General features: G+C 67.4%; 19 protein-coding genes. 15 read left to right on the plus strand and 4 right to left on the minus strand.

Translation table 11 applies throughout. From position 1 onward, the window contains the following. Nucleotides 1-12: 12 nt before the first annotated feature. A complete protein-coding gene (locus tag LZ605_RS19645) occupies nucleotides 13-2601 on the plus strand; it encodes a YadA-like family protein (protein WP_249842989.1) in 2589 nt (862 codons plus the stop codon). A gap of 69 nt (nucleotides 2602-2670) precedes the next feature. Then, complete coding sequence (locus tag LZ605_RS19650; RefSeq protein WP_249842990.1) at nucleotides 2671-3414, plus strand: hypothetical protein; 744 nt, start codon at nucleotides 2671-2673, stop codon at nucleotides 3412-3414. A 36-nt stretch (nucleotides 3415-3450) separates the two neighbouring features. Here LZ605_RS19650 and LZ605_RS19655 read toward each other — a convergent pair whose 3' ends face one another. Further along, entirely contained in the window at nucleotides 3451-4095 is a 645-nt protein-coding gene (locus LZ605_RS19655; protein ID WP_107231665.1) for a hypothetical protein, read from the minus strand. 228 nt (nucleotides 4096-4323) lie between these two features. After that, entirely contained in the window at nucleotides 4324-6747 is a 2424-nt protein-coding gene (locus LZ605_RS19660) for a penicillin-binding protein 1A (RefSeq protein WP_306803761.1), read from the minus strand. Between the two features lie 220 nt (nucleotides 6748-6967). Here LZ605_RS19660 and LZ605_RS19665 point away from each other — a divergent pair, with 220 nt between their 5' ends. The 13 genes from LZ605_RS19665 (at nucleotide 6968) to tkt (ending at nucleotide 22781) form a co-directional block, all read left to right on the plus strand. Then, complete coding sequence (locus LZ605_RS19665) at nucleotides 6968-8026, plus strand: pilus assembly protein PilM (protein WP_057496791.1); 1059 nt, start codon at nucleotides 6968-6970, stop codon at nucleotides 8024-8026. Further along, nucleotides 8026-8898 (plus strand): PilN domain-containing protein, encoded by an 873-nt coding sequence (locus LZ605_RS19670; RefSeq protein WP_249842991.1) that lies wholly within the window; start codon nucleotides 8026-8028, stop codon nucleotides 8896-8898. The genes LZ605_RS19665 and LZ605_RS19670 overlap by 1 nt, the downstream gene beginning before the upstream one ends. Then, nucleotides 8895-9551 carry a type 4a pilus biogenesis protein PilO gene (locus LZ605_RS19675; RefSeq protein ID WP_107231668.1) on the plus strand — a complete coding sequence of 219 codons (657 nt, stop codon included), beginning with the start codon at nucleotides 8895-8897 and terminating at the stop codon, nucleotides 9549-9551. The genes LZ605_RS19670 and LZ605_RS19675 overlap by 4 nt, the downstream gene beginning before the upstream one ends. Beyond that, the gene (locus tag LZ605_RS19680; protein WP_107231669.1) at nucleotides 9551-10084 is read left to right on the plus strand and encodes a pilus assembly protein PilP; all 534 of its coding nucleotides are present in this window, start codon (nucleotides 9551-9553) and stop codon (nucleotides 10082-10084) included. The genes LZ605_RS19675 and LZ605_RS19680 overlap by 1 nt, the downstream gene beginning before the upstream one ends. 21 nt (nucleotides 10085-10105) lie before the next feature. After that, a complete protein-coding gene (locus LZ605_RS19685; protein WP_057496787.1) occupies nucleotides 10106-12076 on the plus strand; it encodes a type IV pilus secretin PilQ in 1971 nt (656 codons plus the stop codon). A gap of 211 nt (nucleotides 12077-12287) precedes the next feature. After that, on the plus strand, nucleotides 12288-13313 hold the full coding sequence (locus tag LZ605_RS19690) for an AAA family ATPase (protein ID WP_249842992.1): 1026 nt from the start codon (nucleotides 12288-12290) through the stop codon (nucleotides 13311-13313). Between the two features lie 8 nt (nucleotides 13314-13321). Further along, on the plus strand, nucleotides 13322-14251 hold the full coding sequence (locus LZ605_RS19695; protein WP_249842993.1) for a DUF58 domain-containing protein: 930 nt from the start codon (nucleotides 13322-13324) through the stop codon (nucleotides 14249-14251). Then, nucleotides 14248-14697, plus strand: a complete 450-nt coding sequence (locus tag LZ605_RS19700) for a DUF4381 family protein (RefSeq protein ID WP_249842994.1) — start codon at nucleotides 14248-14250, stop codon at nucleotides 14695-14697. The genes LZ605_RS19695 and LZ605_RS19700 overlap by 4 nt, the downstream gene beginning before the upstream one ends. Then, nucleotides 14694-15698 (plus strand): vWA domain-containing protein, encoded by a 1005-nt coding sequence (locus LZ605_RS19705; protein WP_249842995.1) that lies wholly within the window; start codon nucleotides 14694-14696, stop codon nucleotides 15696-15698. The genes LZ605_RS19700 and LZ605_RS19705 overlap by 4 nt, the downstream gene beginning before the upstream one ends. Then, nucleotides 15695-17533, plus strand: coding sequence for a tetratricopeptide repeat protein (locus LZ605_RS19710; RefSeq protein WP_249842996.1), 1839 nt, complete (start codon nucleotides 15695-15697; stop codon nucleotides 17531-17533). Before LZ605_RS19705 ends, LZ605_RS19710 begins: the two co-directional genes overlap by 4 nt. Continuing rightward, nucleotides 17530-19245, plus strand: a complete 1716-nt coding sequence (locus tag LZ605_RS19715) for a BatD family protein (protein ID WP_249842997.1) — start codon at nucleotides 17530-17532, stop codon at nucleotides 19243-19245. Before LZ605_RS19710 ends, LZ605_RS19715 begins: the two co-directional genes overlap by 4 nt. A 57-nt stretch (nucleotides 19246-19302) precedes the next feature. After that, nucleotides 19303-20622: a dicarboxylate/amino acid:cation symporter gene (locus tag LZ605_RS19720; RefSeq protein ID WP_107231676.1), complete on the plus strand. Its 1320-nt coding sequence runs from the start codon at nucleotides 19303-19305 to the stop codon at nucleotides 20620-20622. A 161-nt stretch (nucleotides 20623-20783) separates the two neighbouring features. Further along, entirely contained in the window at nucleotides 20784-22781 is a 1998-nt protein-coding gene (tkt, locus tag LZ605_RS19725; RefSeq protein WP_249842998.1) for a transketolase, read from the plus strand. An 88-nt stretch (nucleotides 22782-22869) separates the two neighbouring features. Here the strand turns inward: tkt and LZ605_RS19730 are convergent, their stop codons facing one another. Further along, a complete protein-coding gene (locus LZ605_RS19730) occupies nucleotides 22870-23493 on the minus strand; it encodes an NADAR family protein (protein ID WP_249842999.1) in 624 nt (207 codons plus the stop codon). Nucleotides 23494-23517: 24 nt separating this feature from the next. Beyond that, nucleotides 23518-25470: an acetyl-CoA hydrolase/transferase C-terminal domain-containing protein gene (locus tag LZ605_RS19735; protein ID WP_249843000.1), complete on the minus strand. Its 1953-nt coding sequence runs from the start codon at nucleotides 25468-25470 to the stop codon at nucleotides 23518-23520. Between the last annotated feature and the right edge of the window lie 29 nt (nucleotides 25471-25499).

Here is a 25499-nt window from a genome sequence, read left to right on the forward strand (position 1 = left end):
AAGGAGAACCTGATGAGCAAGATTCCGCGCCCCCCCCGCTTCCGCATGCAGGCCGGCATTCCCCACCGCCGGCCATGCGACTCCGCCGCGCCGCGCAGATGGATGGCCGTGACCAGTCTTGCGCTGGGCCTGGCGATTGTCCTTCCGGCCTGGGCCGGCAACGAGCGTGATGAGGAGTATCAGCAGGATGTGCCGGTTGCCGGGACGGTGTTCCCGGTGGCGTTGTTCGCCGCTCCCTCCATGCAGCCGGCCGCCGCCGTATCCAGTCTCCACCACCAGAGTGCGTTGACTGTAGACACGACGTACCAGAACTCCACGGTGTCCGGTAACAAGAGCATGATCCTGGGCTCACGCTCCAGCATCAATGGCAACCGCAGCAATGTCTACGGCACCGAAAGCCATGCACGTGGCGATGATCACGTCGCGGTCGGCTACGCCATCAACATGAATGGATCGCAGGGCACCGCGATAGGTACACGGGCTGCGACCAACGGCGTGGGTGCAACTTCACTGGGGCACGATGCCTATGCCAATGGCCAGAACGCGATCTCGATCGGCAGCGGATCGCGCGCCCAGCATGTCGAATCCATCGCCATCGGCGCCAACTCGGTGACCACCGGCAGCAACCAGCTCTCCGTAGGCAACAGCACACGCAAGCGCAGGATCGTCAATGTGGCCGATGGCAACGTGAATGCATCCAGCAGCGACGCTGTGACCGGCAAGCAGCTCAACACCACCAATACCAATGTGACCGCGGCCAGGAACGCGGCCAACGCAGCGCAGAGCTCGGCGAATACTGCCTTGTCCCAGACCACCGCGCTGCGAGGCTTGATCAATCAGGTGTCGACGAGTGGAAACGTGCGCGTGGGCGCGGAGAACAGCGGTCTCGTGCTCGACATCCGTAATCGATCGAACGCGAATCGAAAGGTCACCGGTGTAGCCGATGGCACGCTGAGCAACTCCAGCAATGACGCGGTGACCGGACGCCAGCTGCACGCGACGCAGCTGACGATCGATGACCAGCGCCGGCAGATCGCCGCACATAACCTGCGCATCGGCGACAACCGCATCGACCTGGAGCGGCTGCGTGCCGAGTTCGAGGACTTCGACCCGGATCTGGAGGGTGTCGTGCGATTCGGTGCAGATGGCAACGTGGACGCCGCTGGTGGCGCGATACAGCGTGTTGCCGCTGGTGACGTGTCGTCCGCAGCAAGCACCGACGCTGTCAACGGTGGGCAGCTGTTCGCCACGAATGACCGGGTTCGCGCGCTCGAGGATGTGGGCCGGTTCTTCAGGATCGGTACCGATGACGAAAGCGAGCCCGCGGCCGCAGGCTGGTTCGGCGTGGCAATGGGCGAATCGTCCGAGGCCAGTACCGGGCCGGGGCAGGAAGGCGGGACCGCTGTGGGGAGCTTCACCAAGGCGCTGGGCACGAATTCGGTTGCGCTGGGGCGTGCGGCCTATGTACTTGCGGGAGCCACGGATGGATTCGCACTGGGGGCGAACTCGCGTGTCGAGACCCGGGCCGGCGTGGCGCTGGGCGCCGCTTCCCGCGTGGGCGCAGGCGCGGACAATGCGGTCGCTCTCGGCTATGGCTCGTATGCCGATCGCTCCAATGTGGTGTCCGTGGGCAACCTCGGGTTGAAGCGGCGCCTGATCAACGTGAACCGTGGCATTGACGGGCATGACGCAGTGACCGTCGAGCAGATGCGCCTCTCGCTGTTCACCCTGGGTGGCGGCGCCGATGTCGATGCCGGCGGCGGCATCATCGCCCCGACCTACACCGTGCAGGGCGCTGAACAACGAACCGTCGGTGATGCGCTGGCCACCCTTGATTCGGCCATCGTCACCGGCGGCCGTCGTATCGACCAGGTCGAAACCCGGCTTCACGCAATGTTCCAGGATGCCGGCCATCTCCGCGCCGATGGCCGGGACCAGATCAGTTTTGCAGGTGCCGATGGCATGGTGTTGTCCAACGTGGCCAACGGCCTGGTCGCCGCTGGCAGCCGCGAAGCGGTCAACGGTGGCCAGTTGCATGCCGTGCAGCAGCAACTGAATGGCCGCATGGACGGGCTGGAGCAGCGTGTCGATGACCAGGCGCAGCCGCGCGCGTTGGCGATGATGTCGGCACCGCCTGGCGAAGAGGGGGCGCCAGCTGCGGACATCAACGGAGCGCCACCGATTGCGTCCGCAGCGGAGGGCGCAGCGCCAGTGCAACAGACTGCACCGAAGAAGGACGCCACCGCCTCGCCCACGCCGCAGGTCGACACCGCTGAGCTGGAGCGGATGCTGGCCCGCGCCAATGAGTACAGCGACGGCATCTCCCGCGAGGTCGATGCGCGCCTGAACAGGATGGACAAGCGCTTCAACCGCATGGCGGCGATGAGCAGCGCACAGAGCGCAATGGCGATGAACACTGCTGGCCTTGCCACCTACAACCGCCTCGGTGCCGGTGTGGGCTACAGCGATGGCGAGTCGGCGATGGCGGTCGGTTACCAGCGCGTGCTCAACGACAAGGGCTCAGCCACCTTCAGCCTCAATGGTGCGTTCACCAACAGTGGTGAACGCACCTTGGGCGTGGGTGTGGGTATCGGCTGGTAAGCCATGACGCCCCGGCGTGGTGCGCGTAACAAGCCCCGCCGTGCCGGGGCACTGGCCGAGGAGATGGCAGTGTACCGGTTCATGAGCCGCTTTATCAGCTACCGTAGCTATTACCTGTGGCGTGCGCGCTATCGCTACTACACCCGGCATCTGGATCGATGGTCGCTGTTGAGCGCGTCGTGCCTGGCCGGCGTGGTGCTGGTGCTCTGGTACTACGCACGGGTGGTCGGTCTGCCACCACCGCGCGTGCATCCGGATGTGGTGGCCGTGCGTGTGGAGAGTGTCTCGCGCGAGGCGATCCATCGCATCGTGCTGGTCCGCCATGGCAATGGCAGCGGCGGCGATCCCTTCGCGACGCCGGAAGCGGTGCGCGATGGCACGCTGCGCGCGATGCGTGTGCGCCAGGTGCTGCAGAGCGAGATGCTCTGGAAGCTGAAGGCCAATCTGCTCGCGGATGTCGCCGAGTACATCGATGCGACGGACGGCTGCTTCCCTTATGACTGCAACCGGGTGCTGCATCACCTGCAACTGCTGCGCCGGGCCGAGGCGGAGAACAGGGCGATCACCGTCGGCCTGCAGGCGATCCTGGAGGTGCCGCTGGACAGGATGCCCGACCTCAGCGGTGGCGAGCGGGTACGCGTACGCAGCGCATGGTCCGATGGGTTCGGTGACACGCATGACCAGCTCTGGCTGCTGGGCGAGCTGCAAAGGATGCACGCGCGGATGATGCTGGAGTACCCGCATCGCGCAGCGGCGCCATGGATGGCGCGTGTTCTGCACGGCGATGCACTGGACCCGCACCTGCTCTGGTAACGCAGCGGGAAGCGCCGGGCAGGGCCCGGCGCGCTGTCATCCCCCGATGTACGCGGTGATCTCGGCGTCGGCCAGCACCTGCCGCAACTGCGCGGCGGACGCGCGGCGCATCGGCTTCTCGTCCACCGGCGACAAGGGCGCCTGGCGCAGGGCGTCATACGGCAGCACGGCCAGATCGAAGGTCAGCTCTTCGGCACTGAACACCCACACCGGTACGTCGAGGCTGCGCTCGCGGTCCATGCGCAGCCGGCGCACCCGCGATTCGGCAGGGATGCCATGCTCGTCCAGGAAGCGGTGCACGGCTTCCGGGTCATCGCTGTGCAGGTGCAACTGCACGGGACTGTTGGCGTCGGCGGTGCCGTCCAGTACCGGGCCGGCCAGGCGCGGGGTGAAGCCATGCAGGAACTCCAGCGCGCGCAGCGCGGCCTCGCGGCGGCGCTGCAGCTCATTGCCGTGCTGCGGCCCGGAGAACAGCCGCTGGTACTCGCGCAGGGCGTCTTCGATCTCGGTGTTGCGCGGCAGGGAGGCATCGTCGTGGATGCCGAGCCGGCTGGCGGCCTTCAACTTGGCCTGGTGGTAGTCGCGGATGCCGCCTTCGGCCATCAGGCGGGCGGCTTCATGTGCGAGGCGGTGGCGCCGCTCGCGGGTCTGGCTGGCAGCATGCTGGCGTGCGCGATGCATGCGATGACTCCTGTTGCGACCTGGCTACAGACTAGCGCAAGGATGTGACATCTGCGTGGGTATGACGGATGTTGCGGCTCTGGCAGGTGCCGACCTTGGTCGGCACAGGGCGCCAACCAAGGTTGGCAGCTACCGGGGCAAGGCAGGCCGTTGATGCTGTTGAGCCGAGCCATGCTCGGTTCTACAAAGGCAGTGCCAACCGAGGTTGGCACTCCCCATACCTGCCTCTTAGAAGATATCGAACGCGGCGGCGTCGGCCTGCGGGGTGTTGAGGTTCAGGTCGTAGTCGGTCAGGCGGTCCATGTCTTCCACCTTCACCCACTCGGTGGCGCCATTGAGGGTGGCCTGGACCATGCCGCTGGGCGGGTCGTTCTGCGCGATCGGGGTGTCCTTCAGCGCGGTGCGCATGTAGTCGATCCAGATCGGCAGGGCGGCCTTGCCACCGTATTCGCGGTAGCCCAGCGAACGGAAGTCGTCGCGGCCCACCCATACGGTGGTCACATACGGGCCACCGAAGCCGGAGAACCAGGCGTCGCGGTGGTCGTTGGTGGAGCCGGTCTTGCCGCCCACGTCCTCGCGGCCGAGCACCTTGGCCTGCACGCCGGTACCGCGCTGGACCACGTCGCGCATCATCGACACCAGCTGGTAGGCGGTGCGGGCGTCGATCGCGCGCGGGGCGGTGCGGGCATCCGGGTTGGCCGGCGCCGCCGGGGTTTCAGGCTTGGCTTCGGTCTTGGCCACCGCGGCCGGGTCCACCTTCGGCGCCGGGGCGCCGAAGTTGAAGCCGTCCACCACCTGGTTGACCGGCTGGTCGCTGCTGCCGGCGCAATCGCGGCAGGCCATTGCCGGGTTTTCCTTGAACACCAGGTTGCCGTCGCGGTCGTTGACCTGGTCGATCAGCCAGCTGTCCACGCGCGAGCCGCCATTGGCGAACACGGCATAGCCACGCGCCACCGACAGCGGGGTCAGCGAGGCGGTGCCCAGCGACATCGACAGGTTCGGCGGCAGTTCGGATTCGGCAAACCCAAACTCGCTGATGTACTTGCGCGCGTAGTCCACACCCATGCCATCGAGCAGGCGTACCGAGACCAGGTTGCGCGACTGCACCAGCGCCTCGCGCAGGCGCATCGGGCCGCGGAAACCGCCGCCGTCGTTCTGCGGCGCCCAGGTCTTGCCGCGGCGGTCGCGGAACACGACCGGGGCGTCGAGCACGATCGAGGCCGGGTTGTAGCCCTTGTCGAAGGCCGCCGCATAGACGAACGGCTTGAAGCTCGAGCCCGGCTGACGACGGGCCTGGGTGGCGCGGTTGAACTTGTTGCCGGAGAAGCTGAAGCCACCCACCAGCGCCTTCAGCGCGCCGCTGTGGGCATCCAGCGAGACCAGGGCAGACTGGCCGCGCGGAATCTGGTCCAGCAGCCACTCGCCTTCCTTGGCGCCGGCGCGCACGCGCACGATGTCACCGCGCTGCACCAGCTTGCCCGGGGTCTTGTTGGTCCACTTGGCGGCACCGGCCGGCAGCACCACTTCGCTGCGGTTGGCAAGCACCACCGTGGCGCTGCCGTCGGCGCCGGTGCTGGCGACGATCGCCGGCAACAGCCCGGCCTGGCTGGACAGGCCGCGCAGGTGCTCGGCCAGGGCGGCGGCATCGTCGCCAGCGCCCAGCGGCACCTGCTTTTCCACGCCATGCCAGCCGTGGCGGTGGTCGTACAGCAGCAGGCCGTCGCGCACGGCCAGGTTGGCCGCGGTCTGCAGGGTGGAATCGATGGTGGTGGTGACGTGGTAGCCCTTGTTGACCACGTCGCCGCCGAAGCGGGCGATCATTTCCTGGCGCACCAGCTCGGCCACGTAGGGGGCGTCCACCTGCACCGGTGGTTCATGCGCACTGGCATGCATCGGCACGGCCTTGGCCGCATCGGCCTCGGCCTGGGTGACGAACTTCAGGTCGGCCATGCGCTGCAGCACATAGTTGTCGCGGCGCTGGCGGGCACGCTCCGGGTTGGAGATCGGGTTGCCCGAGGAGGGGAACTTCGGGATGCCGGCCAGCGAGGCCATCTCGTCCAGGTTCAGTTCGCCCAGCTTCTTGCCGTAATAGAACTCGGCGGCAGCCGCCACGCCATAGGCGCGGTTGCCGAAGAAGCTCTTGTTCAGGTACAGCTCGAAGATCTCGTCCTTGCTCAGCTCGGACTCGATCTTGCGCGCCAGCAGGATCTCGGCCAGCTTGCGGGTATAGCTGTACTCGGAGCTGAGGAAGAACTGGCGGGCCACCTGCTGGGTGATGGTGGAGCCGCCGGGCACGCGCTTGTCGTTGGTGGTGGCCAGCAGCCACACCGCGCGGGCGATGCCCTTGTAGTCCACGCCGCCATGCTCGTAGAAGCGGGCATCCTCGGTGGCCAGGAAGGCCTGCTTCAGCTTCTCCGGCACGTCCTTCATGGTGATGGGGGTGCGCCGGGTCTCGCCGAACACCGCCATCAGCTTGCCGTCGGCAGCGTAGACGTACATCGGCTCCTGCATTTCCACGTCGCGCAGGGTCTGCACGTCGGGAAGCTTGGAGGACACGGCGTAATACAGACCGCCCACAGCGGCCGCGCCGATCAGCGCCAGGACCAGGACAATCAGGAGGATCCAGCGCAGCCAGCGGCGGAGTCGAGTCATCGGGTTCAGATTCCGATTGCGAATTTCGTGGTCGCAGAGTATAGATTACGCAAGGTGGCGGCTGGGGTCGGCACCAGGGGAACGCAAGGGGAATTGCCAGGGGCTGCATCGTGAATCCGTGAGGGATTTCACAGCAGGGCGGTTGTCATTTGCTAAGAATACGTTATTAATGCGCGGACGCAGCTCTTGCGTCCAAGTGCCCGTCGGCAGGGGAGAAACCGTGGGGCTCATCCCAAAAAGTCAGTCGCCGCTCGTTGGCGTCGACATCAGTTCGACTGCGGTAAAGCTTTTGCAGCTGTCCCGCAGCGGCAATCGTTTCCGTGTGGAACATTATGCTGTGGAACCTCTTCCGCCGAATGCGGTGGTGGAGAAGAACATCGTGGAAGTGGAGGCCGTGGGTGAGGCCATCCGCCGCGCGATGAACCGTTCAGGCAGCAAGGCCAAGCTGGCCGCCGCTGCCGTGGCCGGCTCGGCGGTGATCACCAAGGTGATCCCGATGCCCGCCGACCTGGACGAAAACGACATGGAAGCCCAGATCGAGCTGGAAGCGGTCAACTACATTCCGTATCCGATCGAGGAAGTGAACCTGGACTTCGAGGTGATCGGGGCGATCCCGAACAATCCGGAAATGGTCCAGGTGCTGCTGGCCGCATCGCGTTCGGAGAACGTGGAGCTGCGCCAGTCGGCACTGGAGCTGGGCGGCCTGCAGGCCAAGGTGATGGACGTGGAGGCCTTCGCGGTCGAGAACGCCTACGCCCTGGTCGCCAGTGAACTGCCGGTGTCCATCGACGGCGTGGTTGCGCTGGTCGATATCGGCGCCACCATGACCACGCTCAACGTCCTGCGCGGCGGCCGCAGCCTGTACAGCCGCGAACAGGTGTTCGGTGGCAAGCAGCTGACCGACGAGATCATGCGCCGCTATGGCCTGAGCTACGAGGAAGCCGGCCTGGCCAAGCGCCAGGGCGGGCTGCCGGAAAGCTACGAGATGGAAGTGCTGGAGCCGTTCAAGGAGGCCACGGTCCAGCAGATCAGCCGCCTGCTGCAGTTCTTCTATGCCGGCAGCGAATTCAACCGCGTCGATCACATCGTGCTGGCCGGCGGTTGCGCCGTGCTCGGGGGCCTGCCGGAGATGGTCGAAGAACAGCTGGGCGTGCCGACCGTGGTCGCCAACCCGCTGGCACAGATGACCCTGGGGCCGAAGGTGAACGCGCATGCGCTGGCCCAGGATGCCCCCGCGCTGATGATCGCCACCGGTCTGGCGCTGAGGAGCTTCGACTGATGGCACGCATCAATCTATTGCCCTGGCGCGCCGAACGGCGCAAGCAACGCCAGCGCGAGTTCTACGCAATGCTGGGCATGGCCGCTGTCGGTGGCCTGCTGCTGTCGCTGATGATCTGGTTCTACTACGACCGCCAGGTCAGCGGCCAGATGGACCGCAATGCCTACCTGCAGGCCGAGATTGAGAAGGTCAAGGAGCAGAACAAGGAGATCGACCGCCTCGACGCGCAGAAGGAACGCCTGCTGGCGCGCAAGAAGGTGATCGAGGAACTGCAGGCCAAGCGCTCGCAGATGGTCCACCTGTTCGACGCGCTGGTGCGCACGATTCCCGACGGTGTGGTGCTGACCGCGCTGAAGCAGGAAGGCGACGTGCTGACCCTGGAAGGGCGCACCCAGTCCAATGCGCGGGTGTCGGCCTACATGCGCAACCTGGAGACGTCCGGCTGGATGACCAACCCGGAACTGTCGATCATCGAGGCGCGTGATCCGGAGAAGGACAAGGACGGCAAGACCGGCCCGGTTGCCGATATCAAGGCGCTGCCCTACGTGTTCGTGGTCAAGGTGAAGCTGCCGGCGCAGAGTGAAGAGGCCTCGGCCACGCCGGGCTTGAACGCCGATGGCTCGGTGGCGGCACCTGCACCGGCTCCGGTGGCGCCGCTCGCCGCCGGCCCGGACGCCGCAACGCCGACCGCACCGGCCGCTGGCCAGCTTGCACCGGCTGCACCGGCGCCGGCTCCGGCACCTGCTGCGAATCCGGCGCCTGCTGCGGCCAAGCCGAACCCGCCCACCGCCCCGGCGCCGAAGCCCGAGGGCAGCCGCCTGGCGCAGCCGCCGCAGGCCTTCAACGCCCCGCTGACGGGGGACCGCGCATGAGCCAGAAGATCGATCTGAAGAACCTGGATTTCAACGACATCGGCAACTGGCCGCAGAAGGCCAAGATCGTCTTCTGCTCGTTGCTGGCGCTGGTGATCATGTTCGTGGCGTGGATGCTGCTGATCAGCGGCAAGCGCGAGGAGCTGGCCAGCCTGGAATCGACGGAAGTGGAGCTGCGCGGCGAGTTCACCAAGCAGCAGGAGCGCGCGGTGAACCTGGAGCCGCTGAAGCAGCAGCTGGCGCAGATGGAGCAGGTGCTGCAGCAGATGCTGCGGCAGCTGCCCAGCAAGACCGAAATGCCCGACCTGATCATCGACATCTCGCAGACCGCGTTGTCCAGTGGCCTGACCAACGAGCTGTTCGAGCCGGAGCAGGAGCAGATCAAGGAGTTCTACGCCGAGAAGCCGATCAAGCTGCGCATGGTGGGCAGTTACCACCAGTTCGGCGCGTTCGTCAGTGGCGTGGCTTCGTTGCCGCGGGTGGTGATCCTGACCATGCATGACATCAACCTCAAGCCCAAGGAAAAGACCGGCGGCAATATCCGCAGCGGCGCCCTGGAACTGTCCGGTACGGTCAAGACCTACCGCTACCTGGACGAGACCGAGGTGCAGGCGCAGCAGGCGGCTGAGGCAGGCAAGGAGGGGACCCCGTGATGCGCGCACAGATCCTGCGGGGTGCGACGGTGCTGGCTGTGCTGCTGCTGGCCGCTTGCGGCCGCGGCGTGACCAGCACTCCCGGTGATGCACCGAACCTGGAAAAGTGGGTGGAAGGCGAGCGTGCGCGACCGGCGCAGCCGCTGGAGCCGCTGCCGGTGATGCAGCAGTTCGAAACCTTTGAATACTCCGCGCAGGGCATGCGCGATCCGTTCACCGATGCCTGGACCAATCCGCAGCAGGGGAATGGCGGATTGCGGCCGGATCCGAACCGGCGCAAGGAGCCTCTGGAAGGCTTCCCGCTGGATGCACTGGACATGGTGGGTACCATCGGTACCGGTGGCGGCACCGTAGCGCTGGTGATGGGGCCGGACAAGGTGACCTACCGGGTGCGCCCGGGCGGTTACCTGGGGCAGAGCGACGGGCGGGTCACGGCGGTCTTTGAAGACCGCGTGGAGCTGATCGAACTGGTGCCGGATGGCGCGGGCGGCTGGCTGGAACGGCCTGCAACGCTCTCGCTTGAAGATCAATGATCGTTTACTGGGGATAGCACGATGACCTTTCACCAAGCCAAGGGGCTGCGTCCCATCCGGCGCTCTACCTTGAACCGCATCAGCGCGCTGGGAGTCGCGCTGATGCTGGCCAGCGCTCCGGCGCTGGCCGCCGCACCGGCAGAGAAACCGGCAGGCACCACCGTGGCAGCAGCCACCGCGCCGGCCGGCCTGTCGGTGGCCAAGATCGATTTCAAGCGTGGCGATGACGGCGCCGGGCGCCTGATCGTGCAGTTCGACGGCCAGGGGGCGATCCCCGACCTGCGCACGCAGGGCAACAGCGTGGTGGTCGACGTCGGCAACGCCCGCCTCCCGGCCAACCTGCAGAAGCCGATGAACGTCACCGACTTCGCCACGCCGGTGCAGCGCATCGATGCCAAGCCCTCCGGGGCCGGCACGCAGCTGGTGCTGAGCACCGGCGGTGCGGTGGAATCGCTGGCCTACCAGAGTGGCAACGAGTACGTGGTCGAGATCAGCCCGCGCCAGGCACCGGCTGCGGTCGGTGCGGTCACGGCCGGCAGTGTCACCCAGGCGGCCAAGGCCGTCGGCCAGCGTGGCTTCACCGGTAAGCCGGTGACCTTCAACTTCCAGGACGTGCCGGTGCGCACCGTGCTGCAGTTGATCGCCGAAGAATCCAACCTCAACGTGGTGGCATCCGATTCGGTGCAGGGCAATGTGACCCTGCGCCTGGTCAACGTGCCATGGGACCAGGCGCTGGACATCGTGCTGCGTGCCAAGGGCCTGGACAAGCGTCGCGACGGCAGCGTGATCTGGGTGGCCCCGCAGGCCGAGCTGGCCAAGTTCGAGCAGGAGAAGGAAGACGCGCGCATCGCCATCGAGAACCGCGAAGACCTGGTCACCGATTACGTGCAGATCAACTACCACAGCGCCACGCAGATCTTCAAGGCGCTGACCGAGGCCAAGGGCATCGGTGGTGGTGGTGGCAGCGGCGGAAATGGTGGCAGCTCGTCGCAGGAAGACAGCGGGTTCCTGTCCTCGCGTGGCCGCATCGTGGCCGACGAACGCACCAACACGCTGATGATCAGCGACATTCCGAAGAAGATCGCGCGCATGCGTGAACTGATCGGGGTGATCGATCGTCCGGTTGATCAGGTGCTGATCGAGAGCCGCATCGTCATTGCCACCGATACCTTCGCCCGCGAACTGGGTGCGAAGTTCGGCATCAGCGGCAGCCGTGACAATGTCTACTTCAGCGGCAGCCTGGACGCCAACGCCGAGACCCGCAAGTCGCAGGTCGATACTGCGCTGGCCAATGCCAAGGCCGTGCGTGAATGGGAAGCCGGCGGCAGCGTGGGCCCGGCACCGGTGCCCAGCGGCTCGACCATCAAGCGCGGGTTGAACTGGAACCTGCCGGTGGCCGCGGCCAACAATCCCGGTTCGCTGGCGCTGTCGATCCTCAATGCGGGTTACCTGCTGGACGTGGAGCTGTCGGCCATGCAGGAGGAATCGCGTGGTGAGGTGATCTCCAACCCGCGCGTGGTCACCACCAACCAGCGCGAGGCGATGATCAAGCAGGGCAAGGAAATCGGCTACGTCACCATCAGCGGCACCGGTGCTGCAGGCGGCGCCGGTTCCACCCCGAACGTGCAGTTCAAGGAAGTGGTGCTGGAACTGCGCGTCACCCCGACCATCACCAATGACAACCGCGTGTTCCTCAACATGCAGGTGAAGAAGGATGAGGTCGATCGCCTTATTGAACTGCAGGGCTATGGCACCGTGCCGTCGATCAACCGTCGCGAAGTCAACACCGCCGTGCTGGTGGAAGATGGCCAGACCGTGGTGATCGGTGGTGTCTACGAGTTCACCGACCGCAGCAGCATCAGCAAGGTACCGTTCCTGGGCGATGTGCCGTTCCTGGGCAACCTGTTCAAGAAGCGCGGCCGCAACAAGGACAAGGCCGAGCTGCTGGTGTTCGTCACCCCGAAGGTGCTGCGCGTGGCCAAGCAGAACTGAGCCACCCGCACCGGCAAAACCAAGAAGGGCCGCCCAGTGCGGCCCTTCTTCGTTCTGCGCCGTCTGGCATGGGTAGATCCACGCCCCGCGTGGATGCTCTGGTAGATCCACGCCATGCGTGGATGCCGTTCAGCCGTTCTTGATGCCAATCGCAGGGCACCCTGCGATGATGTCGGGAACCCGTGCCGTCCTGCGCCGGTCAAAGGCCCCCATGAACCTGCCTCCGCCGATGCCCGAAACCGTCCCCGCGCCGTCCACGCCGGGCGCCAGCCGCCTGCATGCGGCCTTCAGCCAGCTGCGCGACGCATTGTCGGCCGAAATTGTCGGCCAGGCGGCGCTGGTCGAGCGCCTGTTGATCGCACTGCTGGCCGATGGCCACCTGCTGGTGGAAGGGGCGCCAGGCCTGGCCAAGACCACCGCGATCCGCGCGCTTGCCGCACGCCTGGAGACCGATTTCGCCCGTGTGCAGTTCACTCCGGATCTGCTGCCGGCCGACCTGACCGGCACCGAGATCTGGCGCCCGCAGGAAGGCCGATTCGAGTTCGTGCCCGGCCCGATCTTCCACCCGATCCTGCTGGCCGACGAAATCAACCGCGCCCCGGCCAAGGTGCAGTCGGCACTGCTGGAAGCCATGGGCGAGCGCCAGGTGACCGTCGGGCGCCACACCTATGCGTTGCCGCCGTTGTTCCTGGTGATGGCCACGCAGAACCCGATCGAGCAGGAAGGCACGTTCCCGCTACCGGAGGCGCAGCTGGACCGGTTCCTGATGCACGTGCGCATCGGCTATCCCGACCAGACGGCCGAATCGGAAATCCTGCGGCTGGCCCGCGAGCGCGCCCGTGGTGCGCTGGGCGAGGCCGCAGCGGCGCCGCAGAAGCTGCCGATGCAGGACGTGTTCGATGCCCGCCGCGAAGTGCTGGACCTGCACATGGCACCGGCGCTGGAGCGCTATCTGATCGAACTGGTGCTGGCCTCGCGCGATCCATCGCGCTATGACGCCGGCCTGGGCCGCCGCATCGCCTGGGGCGCCAGCCCGCGTGGATCCATCGCCCTGGAACGTTGCGCGCGCGCGCGCGCCTGGCTGGGCGGCCGCGATTTCGTCACCCCCGACGACGTGCGCGCCGTCGCCGCCGACGTGCTGCGGCACCGCGTGCTGCCCAGTTATGAAGCCACCGCCGAGGGCTGGGACGGCGAACGGCTGGTGCAGGAACTGCTGGCCCGGGTGCCGGCCCCCTGAGCCTGCGCATGACCGATCGATCCCCGCAGCAGATACCCACCGTCAGCGATGGTGATGGGCTGCGCCCGCAGCTGTCCGAACTGGTGGCCCTGCGTCGCCTCGCGCAACGTCTGCCGCCGCCGCGGCGGGGGCGTGCTGGCAACGCCGGGCAGGCGCCGTCACCGATGCGTGGACGTGGCATGGAGTACGCCGAGTCGCGCGAGTACGTTGCCGGTGATGACGCGCGCCACATCGACTGGCGCGTCACTGCGCGCACCGGTCGCGCCCACACCAAACTGTTCCAGGCCGAGCGCGAGCGGGTCAGCCTGATCGTGGCCGATACTTCGCCAGCGCTCTACTTCGGTACCCGTGTGCGCTTCAAGTCGGTGCAGGCTGCACGCGCTGGCGCGGTCGCGGCATGGTCGGCGCAGCGTCGCGGCGATCGCGTTGGCGCCCTGCGCGGTAGTGACCGCGAGGCCCCGATCGCGCCTGCCGGTGGGCCACGCGGTGTGCTGCGTGTGCTCGACGCGCTGGCCCGCTGGTATGCGCAACCGCCCACCGATGATCTGGGGCTGGAGCGTGCACTTGACCACGCGGCGCGCGTACTGCGCCCCGGTGCGCGCATGCTGGTGCTGGCAGACCCGCAGCAGGCCATCCGGATTGCGCCGGCGCGCTGGAGTGCGCTGGCCCAGCATCACGACCTCAGCCTGGTGCTGCTGGTCGATCCGCTGGAACTGCAACCGCCCTCGGCGGCCCTGCAGTTCCAGACCGCACAGCAGCGCATCGGTCTGGATCTGCGCCGTGGCGAGGTGCAGGCGCACTGGCAGGCACACTTCGTCGAACCACTGCAGGAACTGCGGAGCCAGCTCGGTGCACGCCGCGTCGATGTGCAGGTGCTGTCCACCGACGCGCCCAGCGACGCCTGGCTGGCTGCGTCGCCGACCGAGGTGCCGGCATGAGTGCCAACCTGCCGCTGCGCGATGTGCAGCTGCCGCCGGCACCGCCGTGGTGGCCGCCGGCGCCGGGCTATCTGATGATCGGCGGCGTGCTGCTGCTGGTGGTGGCGGTGCTGGCCCTTATGTGGTGGCAGCGCCGCCGTCGTCGCCAGCGCTGGTTGCAGGTGTTCGATCAGGAACTGGCCACCGCCACCGATGCCACAGCGCAACTGGCGGCGATCGCCGGCCTGCTGCGCCGTGCCGCGCGACACGCACAGCCGGGCAGCGAATCGCTGCGCGACGATGCCTGGTGGCAGCGCGCGGATCCAGCCGGCACGTTGCCCAACGCGCGCCGTCGCCTGTTGGCCGAAGGCGCCTATCGCCCCCGCGTCGACGCCGGTGACGTGGCAGCGGTGCGCAGCTGGGCCCGCGAGCGTTATCTGGCGATGCTGCTGGAGCGCCGCCGATGAACCTGCTGGCAAGTTACTGGCCGTGGCCGGAGCTGCAGTTGGCATGGCCGCTGGTGCTGCTGGCGCTGCCGCTGCCATTGCTGATGCGTTGGTGGAAGCATCGCGCCGACCCGGGCGCGGCACTGCGTGTGCCCTATGCGGCGAGTGAGCTGGAAGCGCTGTCCGCTGGCGGGCGCGTCGACGTGTCGTGGCTGCGCACGCTGCTGCTGTGGCTGGGCTGGTGCGCGCTGTGCGTCGCACTGGCGCGTCCGCAGCAGCTGGGTGAAGCCATTACGCCGCCGCAGCAGGGCCGGCAGATGATGCTGGCAATGGACGTGTCCGGCAGCATGAGCGAGGGCGACATGGTGCTGGGCGGTCAGGCGGTGGACCGCCTGACCGCAGCGAAGGCGGTGCTGGCCGACTTTCTTGACCGCCGTGCCGGTGACCGCATCGGTCTGCTGATCTTCGGCGACCGTGCCTACACGCTCACGCCGATCACCGCCGACCTGGCCAGCGTGCGTGACCAGCTGCGCGACAGTGTGGTGGGCCTGGCGGGGCGCGAAACCGCCATCGGCGATGCCATCGGGCTGGCGGTGAAGCGCCTGCGCAGCCAGCCCGAAGGCCAGCGCGTGCTGATCCTGCTCACCGACGGCGTCAGCAACGCAGGCGTGCTGGAGCCGCTGCGCGCGGCCGAACTGGCGCGCGCCGAAGGCGTGCGCATCCACACCGTCGCCTTCGGCGGGGATGGCAGCATGCGCTTTCTGGGCATTCCCGTTTCCGCCGATCAGGACCCGGTGGATGAGGCCACGTTGAAGAAGATCGCCAGCCTGACCGGTGGCCGGTTCTTCCGTGCACGCGATACCGCGCAGCTGGTCGGGATCTATGCCGAGCTGGACCGGCTGGAGCCGATTGCCGCGAAGGGACCGAGCCTGCGCCCGCGCGAAGAACGCTATGCGTGGCCATTGGGTCTTGCGTTGCTGCTGGGCGTGCTGGCCTGGCTGTGGCCGGAGCGGCGCCGATGATCGCCCTGGCCGCGAATCTTCCCGACTGGAACGCGCTCCATTTCCTGCGCCCGCAATGGCTGTGGGCGCTGCTGGCGTTGCCGCTGATCATTGCGCTGGTGCTGTACCGGCAACGACGCAGTGATGCGTGGCGGCAGTCCGTGGATGCGCACCTGCTGCCGCATCTGCTGTCGGCCGGTACACGTCGCCGTACCCGCATGCCATGGGCCCTGCTGCTGGGCTGGACGCTGGCATCGCTGGCCATGGCCGGACCCAGCTGGCGCCAGCAGGCGCAACCGATGTTCCAGGCCAGTGCGCCGCTGCTGGTGGTGCTGGACCTGTCCAGCCGGATCACTGCCACCGATCTGCCACCGTCGCGCCTGTTGCAGGCGCGGGCGAAGCTGGGCCAGCTGCTGCGCGCGCGCCAGGGCGGGCAGGTGGGGCTGGTGGTGTATGCAGACGATGCCTACACCGTGGCGCCGCTCACCGACGACGGCAGCAACGTTGCGCTGTATCTGGACGCGTTGTCGCCCGAGGTGATGCCGCGCGATGGCCAGCGCGCGGACCGCGGCATCGACTGGGCAACACGGTTGATGCGGCAGATCGGTGCGTTGCAGGGGCAGATCCTGCTGGTCAGCGACCAGGCGGATGGTGAAGCTGCACTGGCCGCAGCGCAGGCGCGCAGCCTGGGCCTGCAGGTGTCGGTGCTGGGCCTGGGCACGCCTGCTGGTGCGGCCTATCGCGATGGCAGCGGGCAGATCCGCCAGGCCGCCCTGGACGAGGGCAGCCTGCGCGCGGTGGCCACTGCCGGTGGTGGCCGCTATGCAGGGATCTCCGCCGATGACAGCGACCTGCGCGCGCTCGGCGTACTCGATGCGCGCGAGGGTACGGCCGCGCAGCGGCCGGGCGAAGGCAAGCAGTGGCGCGACGAAGGCTTCTGGCTGCTGCCGCTGGTGATGCTGCTGGCACTGCTGGCCTTCCGCCGTCGTGCGGTACTGGCAGCCGTGCTCGCGGTCGGCCTGATGCCATGGATGAATGACGCGCAAGCGCAGGCACCTGCGACACGGGCCTCGCAGCCCGCGCAGGGAACGCTGTGGCAGCGTAGCGACCAGCTGCAGCACCAGCGCCTGGCCGAGGGGGTTCAGGCTTACCGCAAGGGCGACTTCGCCACTGCACGCAGACAGTTCGAAGGCATCGACAACGATGCCGGTTGGTACAACCTGGCCAATACGCTGGCGCGCCAAGGCAACTACGACGAAGCGATCGCCGCCTACGACCGTGCGCTGGCACTGCATCCGGGCATGGCCGATGCGATGGCCAACCGTGCCGTGGTCGAAGCTGCGCGCAAGCGCAAGCAATCCGGTGGCGGCCAGGGCCAGGATCAGCAGAAGCGGCCGCAGAACGGACAGCAGAAACAGGCCCAGAGCCCGCAGGGCCAGCAGAATCCACAGGGGCAGCCGCAGCAGGGCCAGACGCCGCGCGGGCAGGGTCAGCCGCCGTCGGGTCAGCAAGGGCAACCCAGCCCCGGCGATGACACCTCGCGGTCGAACCCCCAGCCCGGTGAACGTGGCCGCGATGGCCAGCAGGCTCCGCCGCAGGTGGAGGATGCCAAGGCGCAGGCGCAGGCCGACGAACAGCAACGCCAGCGCATGCAGCAGGCGATGCAGCAGGCGCGCGAGGGTGAGGCCGACAAGGACGGCAAACCCGTGCCGGGCAGTGAGGGCCGCACGCCGCGCCAGCGCGAGGAGCAACAGGCGGTGGAGGCGTGGATGCGTCGTGTGCCGGATGATCCGGGCGCATTGCTGCGCGCCAAGTTCCAGCTGGAAAACGAACGCAGGAAGAGGGAAGGGCGATGACGCGGGCGATCAACATGCACGGGCGCTGGCCACTGCAGGTACTGGCGGCACTGCTGCTGTGGCTGCCGCTGCTGGCCTGGGCGCAACCGCGTGCCTGGCTGGACCGCGACCACATCGTGATGGGCGATACGGTCACCCTCAATGTCGAGAGCGACCAGGGTGCCCCTGACTTCACGCCATTACGCACCGACTTCGACCTGAGCGGCCAGACCAGCAGCCGCCAGGTGGAGTGGAGCAATGGCAGCATGCAGCAGCGCAACCTGTACGGCGTGGCGTTGACGCCCCGGCGCAGCGGCGCGCTGGTGGTTCCCGGCCTGCAGGTGGGCAGCGTGCGTACCGCGCCGCTGACGCTGCAGGTGGAGGCGGCCAGCGTGGCCGGCCCGGACAGCAACGCGATGGCCTTCATCGAGACCGTTGTCGATGACCAGACGCCTTATGTGCAGCAGAGCGTGGGCGTGGTGGTGCGGCTGTACTTCGCCTCGCAGCTGGCCTCCGGCGAGCTGGTGCTGGATACCCCGGCCGGCGCGTCGCTGCAGCGCGTGGGCGATGACCGCACCGATGTGCGCCAGGTCAATGGCCGGCGCTACAACGTGGTCGAGCGGCGCTTTCTGCTGATTCCCGAGCGCAGCGGCGCGCTGCGGCTGGCCGGTGCGCGCTTCAGCGGGCGCAGTGCCGGCGGCTTCTTCGACGACTTCTTCGGCGGCGGCGACGGGCGCATGAACGCCACCGGTGCCGATCGCACCCTGCAGGTGCGGGCACAGCCGGCGCAGGCACCGCAGCCCTGGCTGCCGCTGCAGGCGCTGCAGCTGCGCTACACCAGCGCGCCCACCCGTGGCCGCGCCGGCGAGGCGGCCAACGTAGTGGTCGAAGCCATCGCCGAGGGTGCCACCCGCGCGCAGTTCACCGATCTGCCGGTGCCCGACCTCGGCAGCAGCGCGCAGGTGTTCGCCGAACCAGCGCAGTACGAGGAAACCTTCAACGGCAGCACGCCGCGGTTGAAGATCACCCGCCGCTATTCGATCGTGCCGCGCCAGCCCGGTTCGCTGGTGGTGCCGGGGCCGCGCCTGCCGTGGTGGGACGTGCGCACGGGCAAGGCCCAGGAGGCGAACCTGCCGGACCTGACCTTGGCTGTTGCCGCCGGTTCCGGCGCTGCCAACACCGCGCCGGCGGCACTGCCGCCGATCGACACCGATGCCGCGTTGCCGGGTACCGATGGCCGCGACAGCCGCATCGCCGCAACCGACCCGCAGGCCAGTGGCCTGTCCGAGCACCCGTGGCCGTGGATGGGCGCGGCCATCGGCCTGGCGGTGCTGTGGCTGCTGACCCTGCTGTGGGGCTGGCAACGCGGGCGGCGTCCGCCTGCGCCGGCGTCCGTGGCGGGCGCGTCGGCGGTGCCGACGGTAGCGAGTGGACGTACCGGTCTGGCCGAACTGCGCCGGGCGCTGGACGCGGAAGGTTTCGAACAGGTTGAAGCACAGCTGTGCGCAATGGCCGGCGTTGAACGCATCGAGCAGGTCATTGCCCGTCTCGGTGATCCGGCCCAGCGAGAAGTGCTGCAGGCGCTGCAGCAGGCGCGCTGGGGCGGGCAGGGCGATCTGTCGTCGCTGCGCGCGCGCCTGCGCGAGGTCTTCCGTGACGGACCGCACTGGTCAGCGGCTACGGGCGCCGCCGAAACTGGCCTGGCGCCGCTGTATCCACCGCGGCGAACCTGAACCGGCGCCGCTTGCGGGCTTTGTTAGAGTGCATTCATTTTTCGAGGAAACCCGCGTATGACAGCAGCTGCTGCCGACAGGAAGAAGTTGCCCCTGCATTGGAAGATGGGCATCGGCTTTGCGATCGGCCTGGTCCTGGGACTGATCGTGCATGCCCTGGGCGGCAGCGTCGATGGCCTGCAGGCCGGTGCCAAGTGGGTCATGGACTACGTCACCACCCCGGCGTCGGGCCTGTTCCTCAATCTGATCTTCATGCTGATCGTGCCGCTGATCTTCTCGGCGCTGATCATGGGCGTATCGGAGATGGGGGACATCCGCGCCCTCGGCCGCATCGGCTGGAAGACGCTGGCGTTCACCGTGCTGCTGTCCGGTATCGCGGTGGGCATCGGCCTGGTGCTGGTGAACGTGCTCAAGCCGGGCGCGGGCGTCGACCCACAGACGGCGGCGCTGATGCTGTCGGAGAATGCCGAGCGCAGCAAGGAGATCGTGGCCGGTATCCATGGCACGCCGAAGGGCATGGACATGCTGCTGTCGATCGTGCCGAGCAACGTGCTGCAGGCGGCATCGGACAACGGCGCGATCCTGTCGCTGATGTTCTTCGCGCTGATGTTCGGCATTGGCATGGTGCTGACCGACAATGAGAAGGTCGCCCCGCTGCGTCGCGCCATCGAAGGCGTGTTCGAAATCTCGATGACCCTGATCAACCTGGTCATCCGTCTGGCTCCGTATGCGGTGGCCTGCTTCATGTTCAACCTGGCGGCACTGTTCGGCTTCGAGCTGATCATCCGCCTGGGCGCCTATGTGGGTGTGGTGGTGCTGGCACTGGGCCTGCACATGATCGTGACCTACGGCACCGCGGTGTGGCTGTCCGGCCGTTCGCCGCTGTCGTTCTTCCGCGATACCCAGGAAGCGACGGTGATGGCGTTCTCCACCGCGTCCAGCAATGCCACCCTGCCGACCGCGCTGCGCGTGGCCGACCAGATGGGCCTGCCGCAGCGTGTGTCGCGCTTCGTGCTGACCGTGGGTGCCACCGCCAACCAGAACGGCACCGCGCTGTTCGAGGGCGTGACGGTGATCTTCCTGGCCCAGTTCTTTGGCGTGGACCTGAGCATCGGCCAGCAGTTCATGGTGATGGCGGTGTGCATCCTCGGGGGCATCGGTACCGCCGGTGTGCCGTCCGGCTCGCTGCCGGTGGTGGCGATGATCTGCGCGATGGTGGGCGTGAACCCGCTGGGCATCGGCCTGATCCTGGGCGTGAACCACTTCCTGGACATGTGCCGTACCGCACTGAACGTGACCGGCGATCTGGCCCTGACCACCCTGGTGGCCAAAGGCGAGCCGCACGACGGCCCGGCGCTGACCCCGCGCCAGGACTGAGCCCGGCACCACTGCTGGCGACCTGATCGGGGTCGGAGCCCATTCCGAACGGAATGGGCTCCGACCCCTTTCGTTTTCCGGTCCGACCTGACCCCGCCCGGCGACTATGGGACAATAGGCCGCCCGCACGTCCGCGGCCGCCTCCCGATTCCGACAGAACCATGACGCAGCCTACCCGTCGCCAGTTGGCCAACGCCATCCGCTTCCTTGCCGCCGATGCGGTTGAAACCGCAAAGTCCGGCCACCCCGGCATGCCCATGGGCATGGCCGACATCGCCGAAGTCCTCTGGAACGACTACCTCCGCCACAACCCGAGCAACCCGCACTGGTTCAACCGCGACCGTTTCGTGCTGTCCAACGGCCACGGTTCGATGCTGCAGTACGCGCTGCTGCACCTGAGCGGTTACGACCTGCCGATCGAGCAGCTCAAGCTGTTCCGCCAGCTGGGCAGCCACACCGCCGGCCACCCGGAACGCCATGAGACCCCGGGCGTGGAAACCACCACCGGCCCGCTCGGCCAGGGGTTCGCCAATGCCGTGGGCTTCGCCCTGGCCGAGAAGCTGCTGGCACAGCGCTTCAACCGCCCGGAGCTGGAAGTGGTTGACCACCGCACCTGGGTGTTCATGGGCGATGGCTGCCTGATGGAAGGCGTGTCGCATGAAGCCGCCTCGCTGGCTGGCACCTGGGGCCTGCACAAGCTGGTCTGCTTCTGGGACAACAACCACATCTCCATCGACGGCAACGTCGAGGGCTGGTTCACCGACAACACCCCGGAGCGTTTCGAGGCCTACGGCTGGAACGTGGTGCGCGATGTCGATGGCCACGACCCGGAAAGCATCAAGGCCGGCATCGAGGCTGCGCTGTCGCAGAGCGACAAGCCGACCCTGATCTGCTGCCGCACCACCATTGGTTTTGGTTCGCCGAACAAGGCGGGCAAGGAATCCAGCCACGGTGCCCCGCTGGGCAAGGACGAACTGGAAGCCACCCGCAAGCAGCTGGGCTGGGAATACGGCCCGTTCGAGATTCCGCAGGCGATCTATGACGGCTGGCGTGCCAATGGCGCCGGCACCCTGCGCCAGGCCGAGTGGGAACAGCTGTTCGACAAGTACGCCCGCCAGTACCCGGGCGAAGCGGCCGAGCTGACCCGTCGTTCGCACGGCGAACTGCCGGCCGACTTCGTTGCCAAGGCCGATGCCTACATCGCCCAGGTGGCCGCTGAAGGCCCGACGATCGCCTCGCGCAAGGCCTCGCAGCTGGCCATCGAAGCCTATGCACCGCTGCTGCCGGAAATCGTCGGCGGTTCGGCTGACCTGGCGCACTCCAACTTGACCCTGTGGAAGGGCAGCACGTCGGTGGCCAGCGACGACGCCAACGCCAACTACGTGTATTACGGCGTGCGCGAGTTCGGCATGACCGCCATTGCCAATGGCCTGGCCCTGCACGGTGGCTTCATTCCGTTCGACGCCACCTTCCTGGTGTTCAGCGATTACGCCCGCAACGGCGTGCGCATGAGCGCGCTGATCCCGGCCCACGCCATCCACGTCTACACCCACGACTCGATCGGCCTGGGCGAAGACGGCCCGACCCACCAGCCGGTGGAGCACCTGGCCTCGCTGCGCTACATCCCGAACAACGACGTGTGGCGCCCGTGCGATGCGGTCGAGTCGGCGGTGAGCTGGAAGGCTGCGATCACCCGTCAGGACGGCCCGAGCTGCCTGGTGTTCAGCCGCCAGAACCTGCCGCACCAGCCGCGCAATGCCGAGCAGATCGCCCAGATCGAGCGCGGTGGCTACGTGCTGGCTGACGCCGCCGGTACCCCGGACGTGATCCTGATCGCCACCGGTTCGGAAGTCTCGCTGGCCACCGAAGCCAAGGCTCAGCTGGATGCGGCTGGCCTCAAGACCCGCGTGGTCTCGATGCCGTCCACCGACGTGTTCCTGCGCCAGGATGCGGCCTACCGTGAATCGGTGCTGCCCAACGCCGTGCGCAAGCGCGTGGCGGTGGAAGCCGGCGTCACCGGTTTCTGGCGCCAGTTCGTCGGCCTGGATGGTGCGGTGATCGGCATCGACACCTTCGGTGCCTCGGCCCCGGCCGACCAGCTGTACAAGCACTTCGGCATCACCACCGCGCATGTGGTGGAAGCGGCCAAGGCGCTGTAAGCAGCATCGCATCGTGATGAAGGAAAGGCCGGCGCAAGCCGGCCTTTCCCGTTCCCCAGGGTAGATCCACGCCATGCGTGGATGAACGTTACATCGCGTCCCGCACGTCCATCAGCGCAAACCCCAGCAGGTTCAATCCGCGCCATTGCGCCGGGTTGTGCGCATCGACGTGATCCTTGGCCAGGCCGATGCCCCAGACAAAATCCACCGGGCTGGCTTCCACCAGGACCTGGTCTGCCGTAGCACGCAGGAAATCGCCCAGCGCCGCATTCTGCGAAAACTTGGCCCGATTGCCTTCGACCACCAACCCGTAGCGCGCCTGCGCCCAGACAGCCTCATCGAAGCCCTCGATCTTCCGGCCCAGCGCTTTTACTGTGTCGGGCGCGGGGCTGGCCAGTACCTGTTCGAGGATGTCGGTGGCACCAAACAGACGCGCTTTGCCAGCCATCATGAAGTGCTCGGCGGTGGGGTAGCGCACACCATTGATGTTGAAGCCTGCGTCGTACCATTGGCTGAAACACGACGCCGAAACGCCCGTGCGTGGTGGCTGGTGGCCCCAGAAGCAGAGATAGCGCAGGGGCTCGCCAGCTGACTGGCGGCGTTGCAGGTCACGCAGGAAACGGGAATCGTCGTTCATCGGCACAGCATAGCGTGCCGCCGTACCCTGGTAGGTGCCAACCTTGGTTGGCACTGATGCTTTTTCGCCGGGCATGGCCCGGTGCTACCGTACGCGCGATTACGCAGTGCGCGCCAACGCCAGGCGCAGCAGCTGTGCGTTCAAGCGCTCATCGAAATTCTTCGGTGCCTGCAGGCCCATGCGCTGCAGGTACACCGCATCGCCGTCGCCGGCCGGCTGCCACAGCGCGGCCCACACGGTGCGCAGCTTGCTGCTGCGCGTCTGCGTGTGGGCCTTCAACCAGCCCAGCGCTTTCACCAGCACCTGCTCGATCTCGTTGAAGTCGCTGCCGAGTGGATAGTCCGGCAGGCTGCCATCGGTGCGGAACGGTGCCAATGCAGCGGACAACGCCTGCGGCGTGTTGCGCTGCAGGCGCTGCGGATCCGGTTGCGCAGCCGATAGCAGCTTGCGCGCAGCCTGCGCCTGCTGCAGCAAGCCGCCCTGGAACGGCGCCTCTGTGATCGCCGCCATCGCCTGCACGCAGTCCTCATCGGTCAAGCCGCGCAGATCGGCAATGCCGTACTCGTTGAGGTAGATGTCGCGCAGGTGGCGTGGGATGGTGGTGTGCCCGTAATTCCAGCGCACATTGGATTCGCGCCGGCCCTTGTCATCGCGCGCGGCGCGGAACATCAGCACGCTGCGTGCTTCCGGCAGCGCGTGCGCCATTGCCACGAAGTTGTACTGGCCACCCACGCCGGATACCACACGTCCGTCGTCCAGCGCATCGGAGACGGCTGCGCCCAGCGCGGTAGCCATCATGCAGGAATTGAAGAAGCGGGCATGGCGGCGTTGCAGGCGTTCCAGCGTCTCGTTGCCACCATACAGCTGGTTGATCTCGCTGATGCGGCGCATGCCGATCGCGCGGCACTCGTCGTCCGGCAGCGTGCGCAGCCACTCATAGAATTCCGGCGAACCCAGGTAGAACGCACCGTGCAGGTACTCACCTTCGGCCGCCAGGGTAGCGTGGTCGATGGACAGCGTGCTGCCGTTCTCGATGCGCTGCATCAACGCCAGGTCGTCGTGCACCTTGCGCTTGATCACCCCGGTCTGCACCAGCCGGCGGAAGCCCTCGTTGAGCATTTCGCTGCAGCCGTACAGGCCCACCTCGAACGGGTCCAGCCCGCCGATTTCCTGCACCAGTGGGTGGCTGGCCAGCTGCGGATCCAGCGCGTGCAGCACGCGACGGTAGCGCGCGTTGTCGGTGTGGCGCAGCACCAGCGCATGGCTGAGTGCATCGGCCAGGGTGCCGATACCGATCTGCAGGGTGCCGCCGTCGCGCACCAGCGTGCTGGCATACAGGCCGATGGCATAGTCGGCATCGCCGACCGGCTGCCGCGGCAGGCCGAACAGCGCCGGGTACGGCGGCGGCGGGGTGATCACCAGATCGAAGAACGACACATCCACCGTGGCCGAGCCGCCCAGGTAGGGCAGCTGCGGATCGATCTCGGCGATCAGCAGGGGCCGCGGCAGGCCACGTGCGGCGATGGCATCCAGGGTGTCCTGGGTGATGTCGTTGTTGCATGACAACGACAGCCGGCGGTCACCGGCGCGCATGGCCACCTTCTGCACGATCACCTGCGGCGCACGCTGGGCGACCGCGTCGGCGGCGTGGGTGTAGTTCAGGCTGGTATAGCTGGACTGTGCCTGGCGCGAACCGAGCAGGGCACCGGACTGCATGTAGAACTCTTCCACCTGTACATGCGCCGGCAGCGCGTCGCGCGCAATCGCATCGGCATAGGCCAGGCGCGGGAAGTCGTCGCCGAAATGGCGCTGCGCGAACGGCGCCATGAAGCGCGCTTCCAGGCCGTCGCCGCGCGCCTTCGGCGGGTTCAACGACAGCGCGGTGTACAGCTGCAGCGGCCGCGATGGGTCATGTTCGACGCGTGCATACAGCGCATTGAGCAGCCGATGCGGCTTGCCCAGCGCCAGCGGTGCCCCGATCCGCAACGGCCCTTCCACGCGCGCAAACAACCAGTCCACGGCGGCGTCCAGGTCGGTGAGGTGTTCGGTCATGCGCGGCGGTCCTGCGTGTGGGGGAGTTC

It is taken from the genome of Stenotrophomonas maltophilia, assembly GCF_023518235.1.
Classification (GTDB): Bacteria; Pseudomonadota; Gammaproteobacteria; order Xanthomonadales; family Xanthomonadaceae; genus Stenotrophomonas.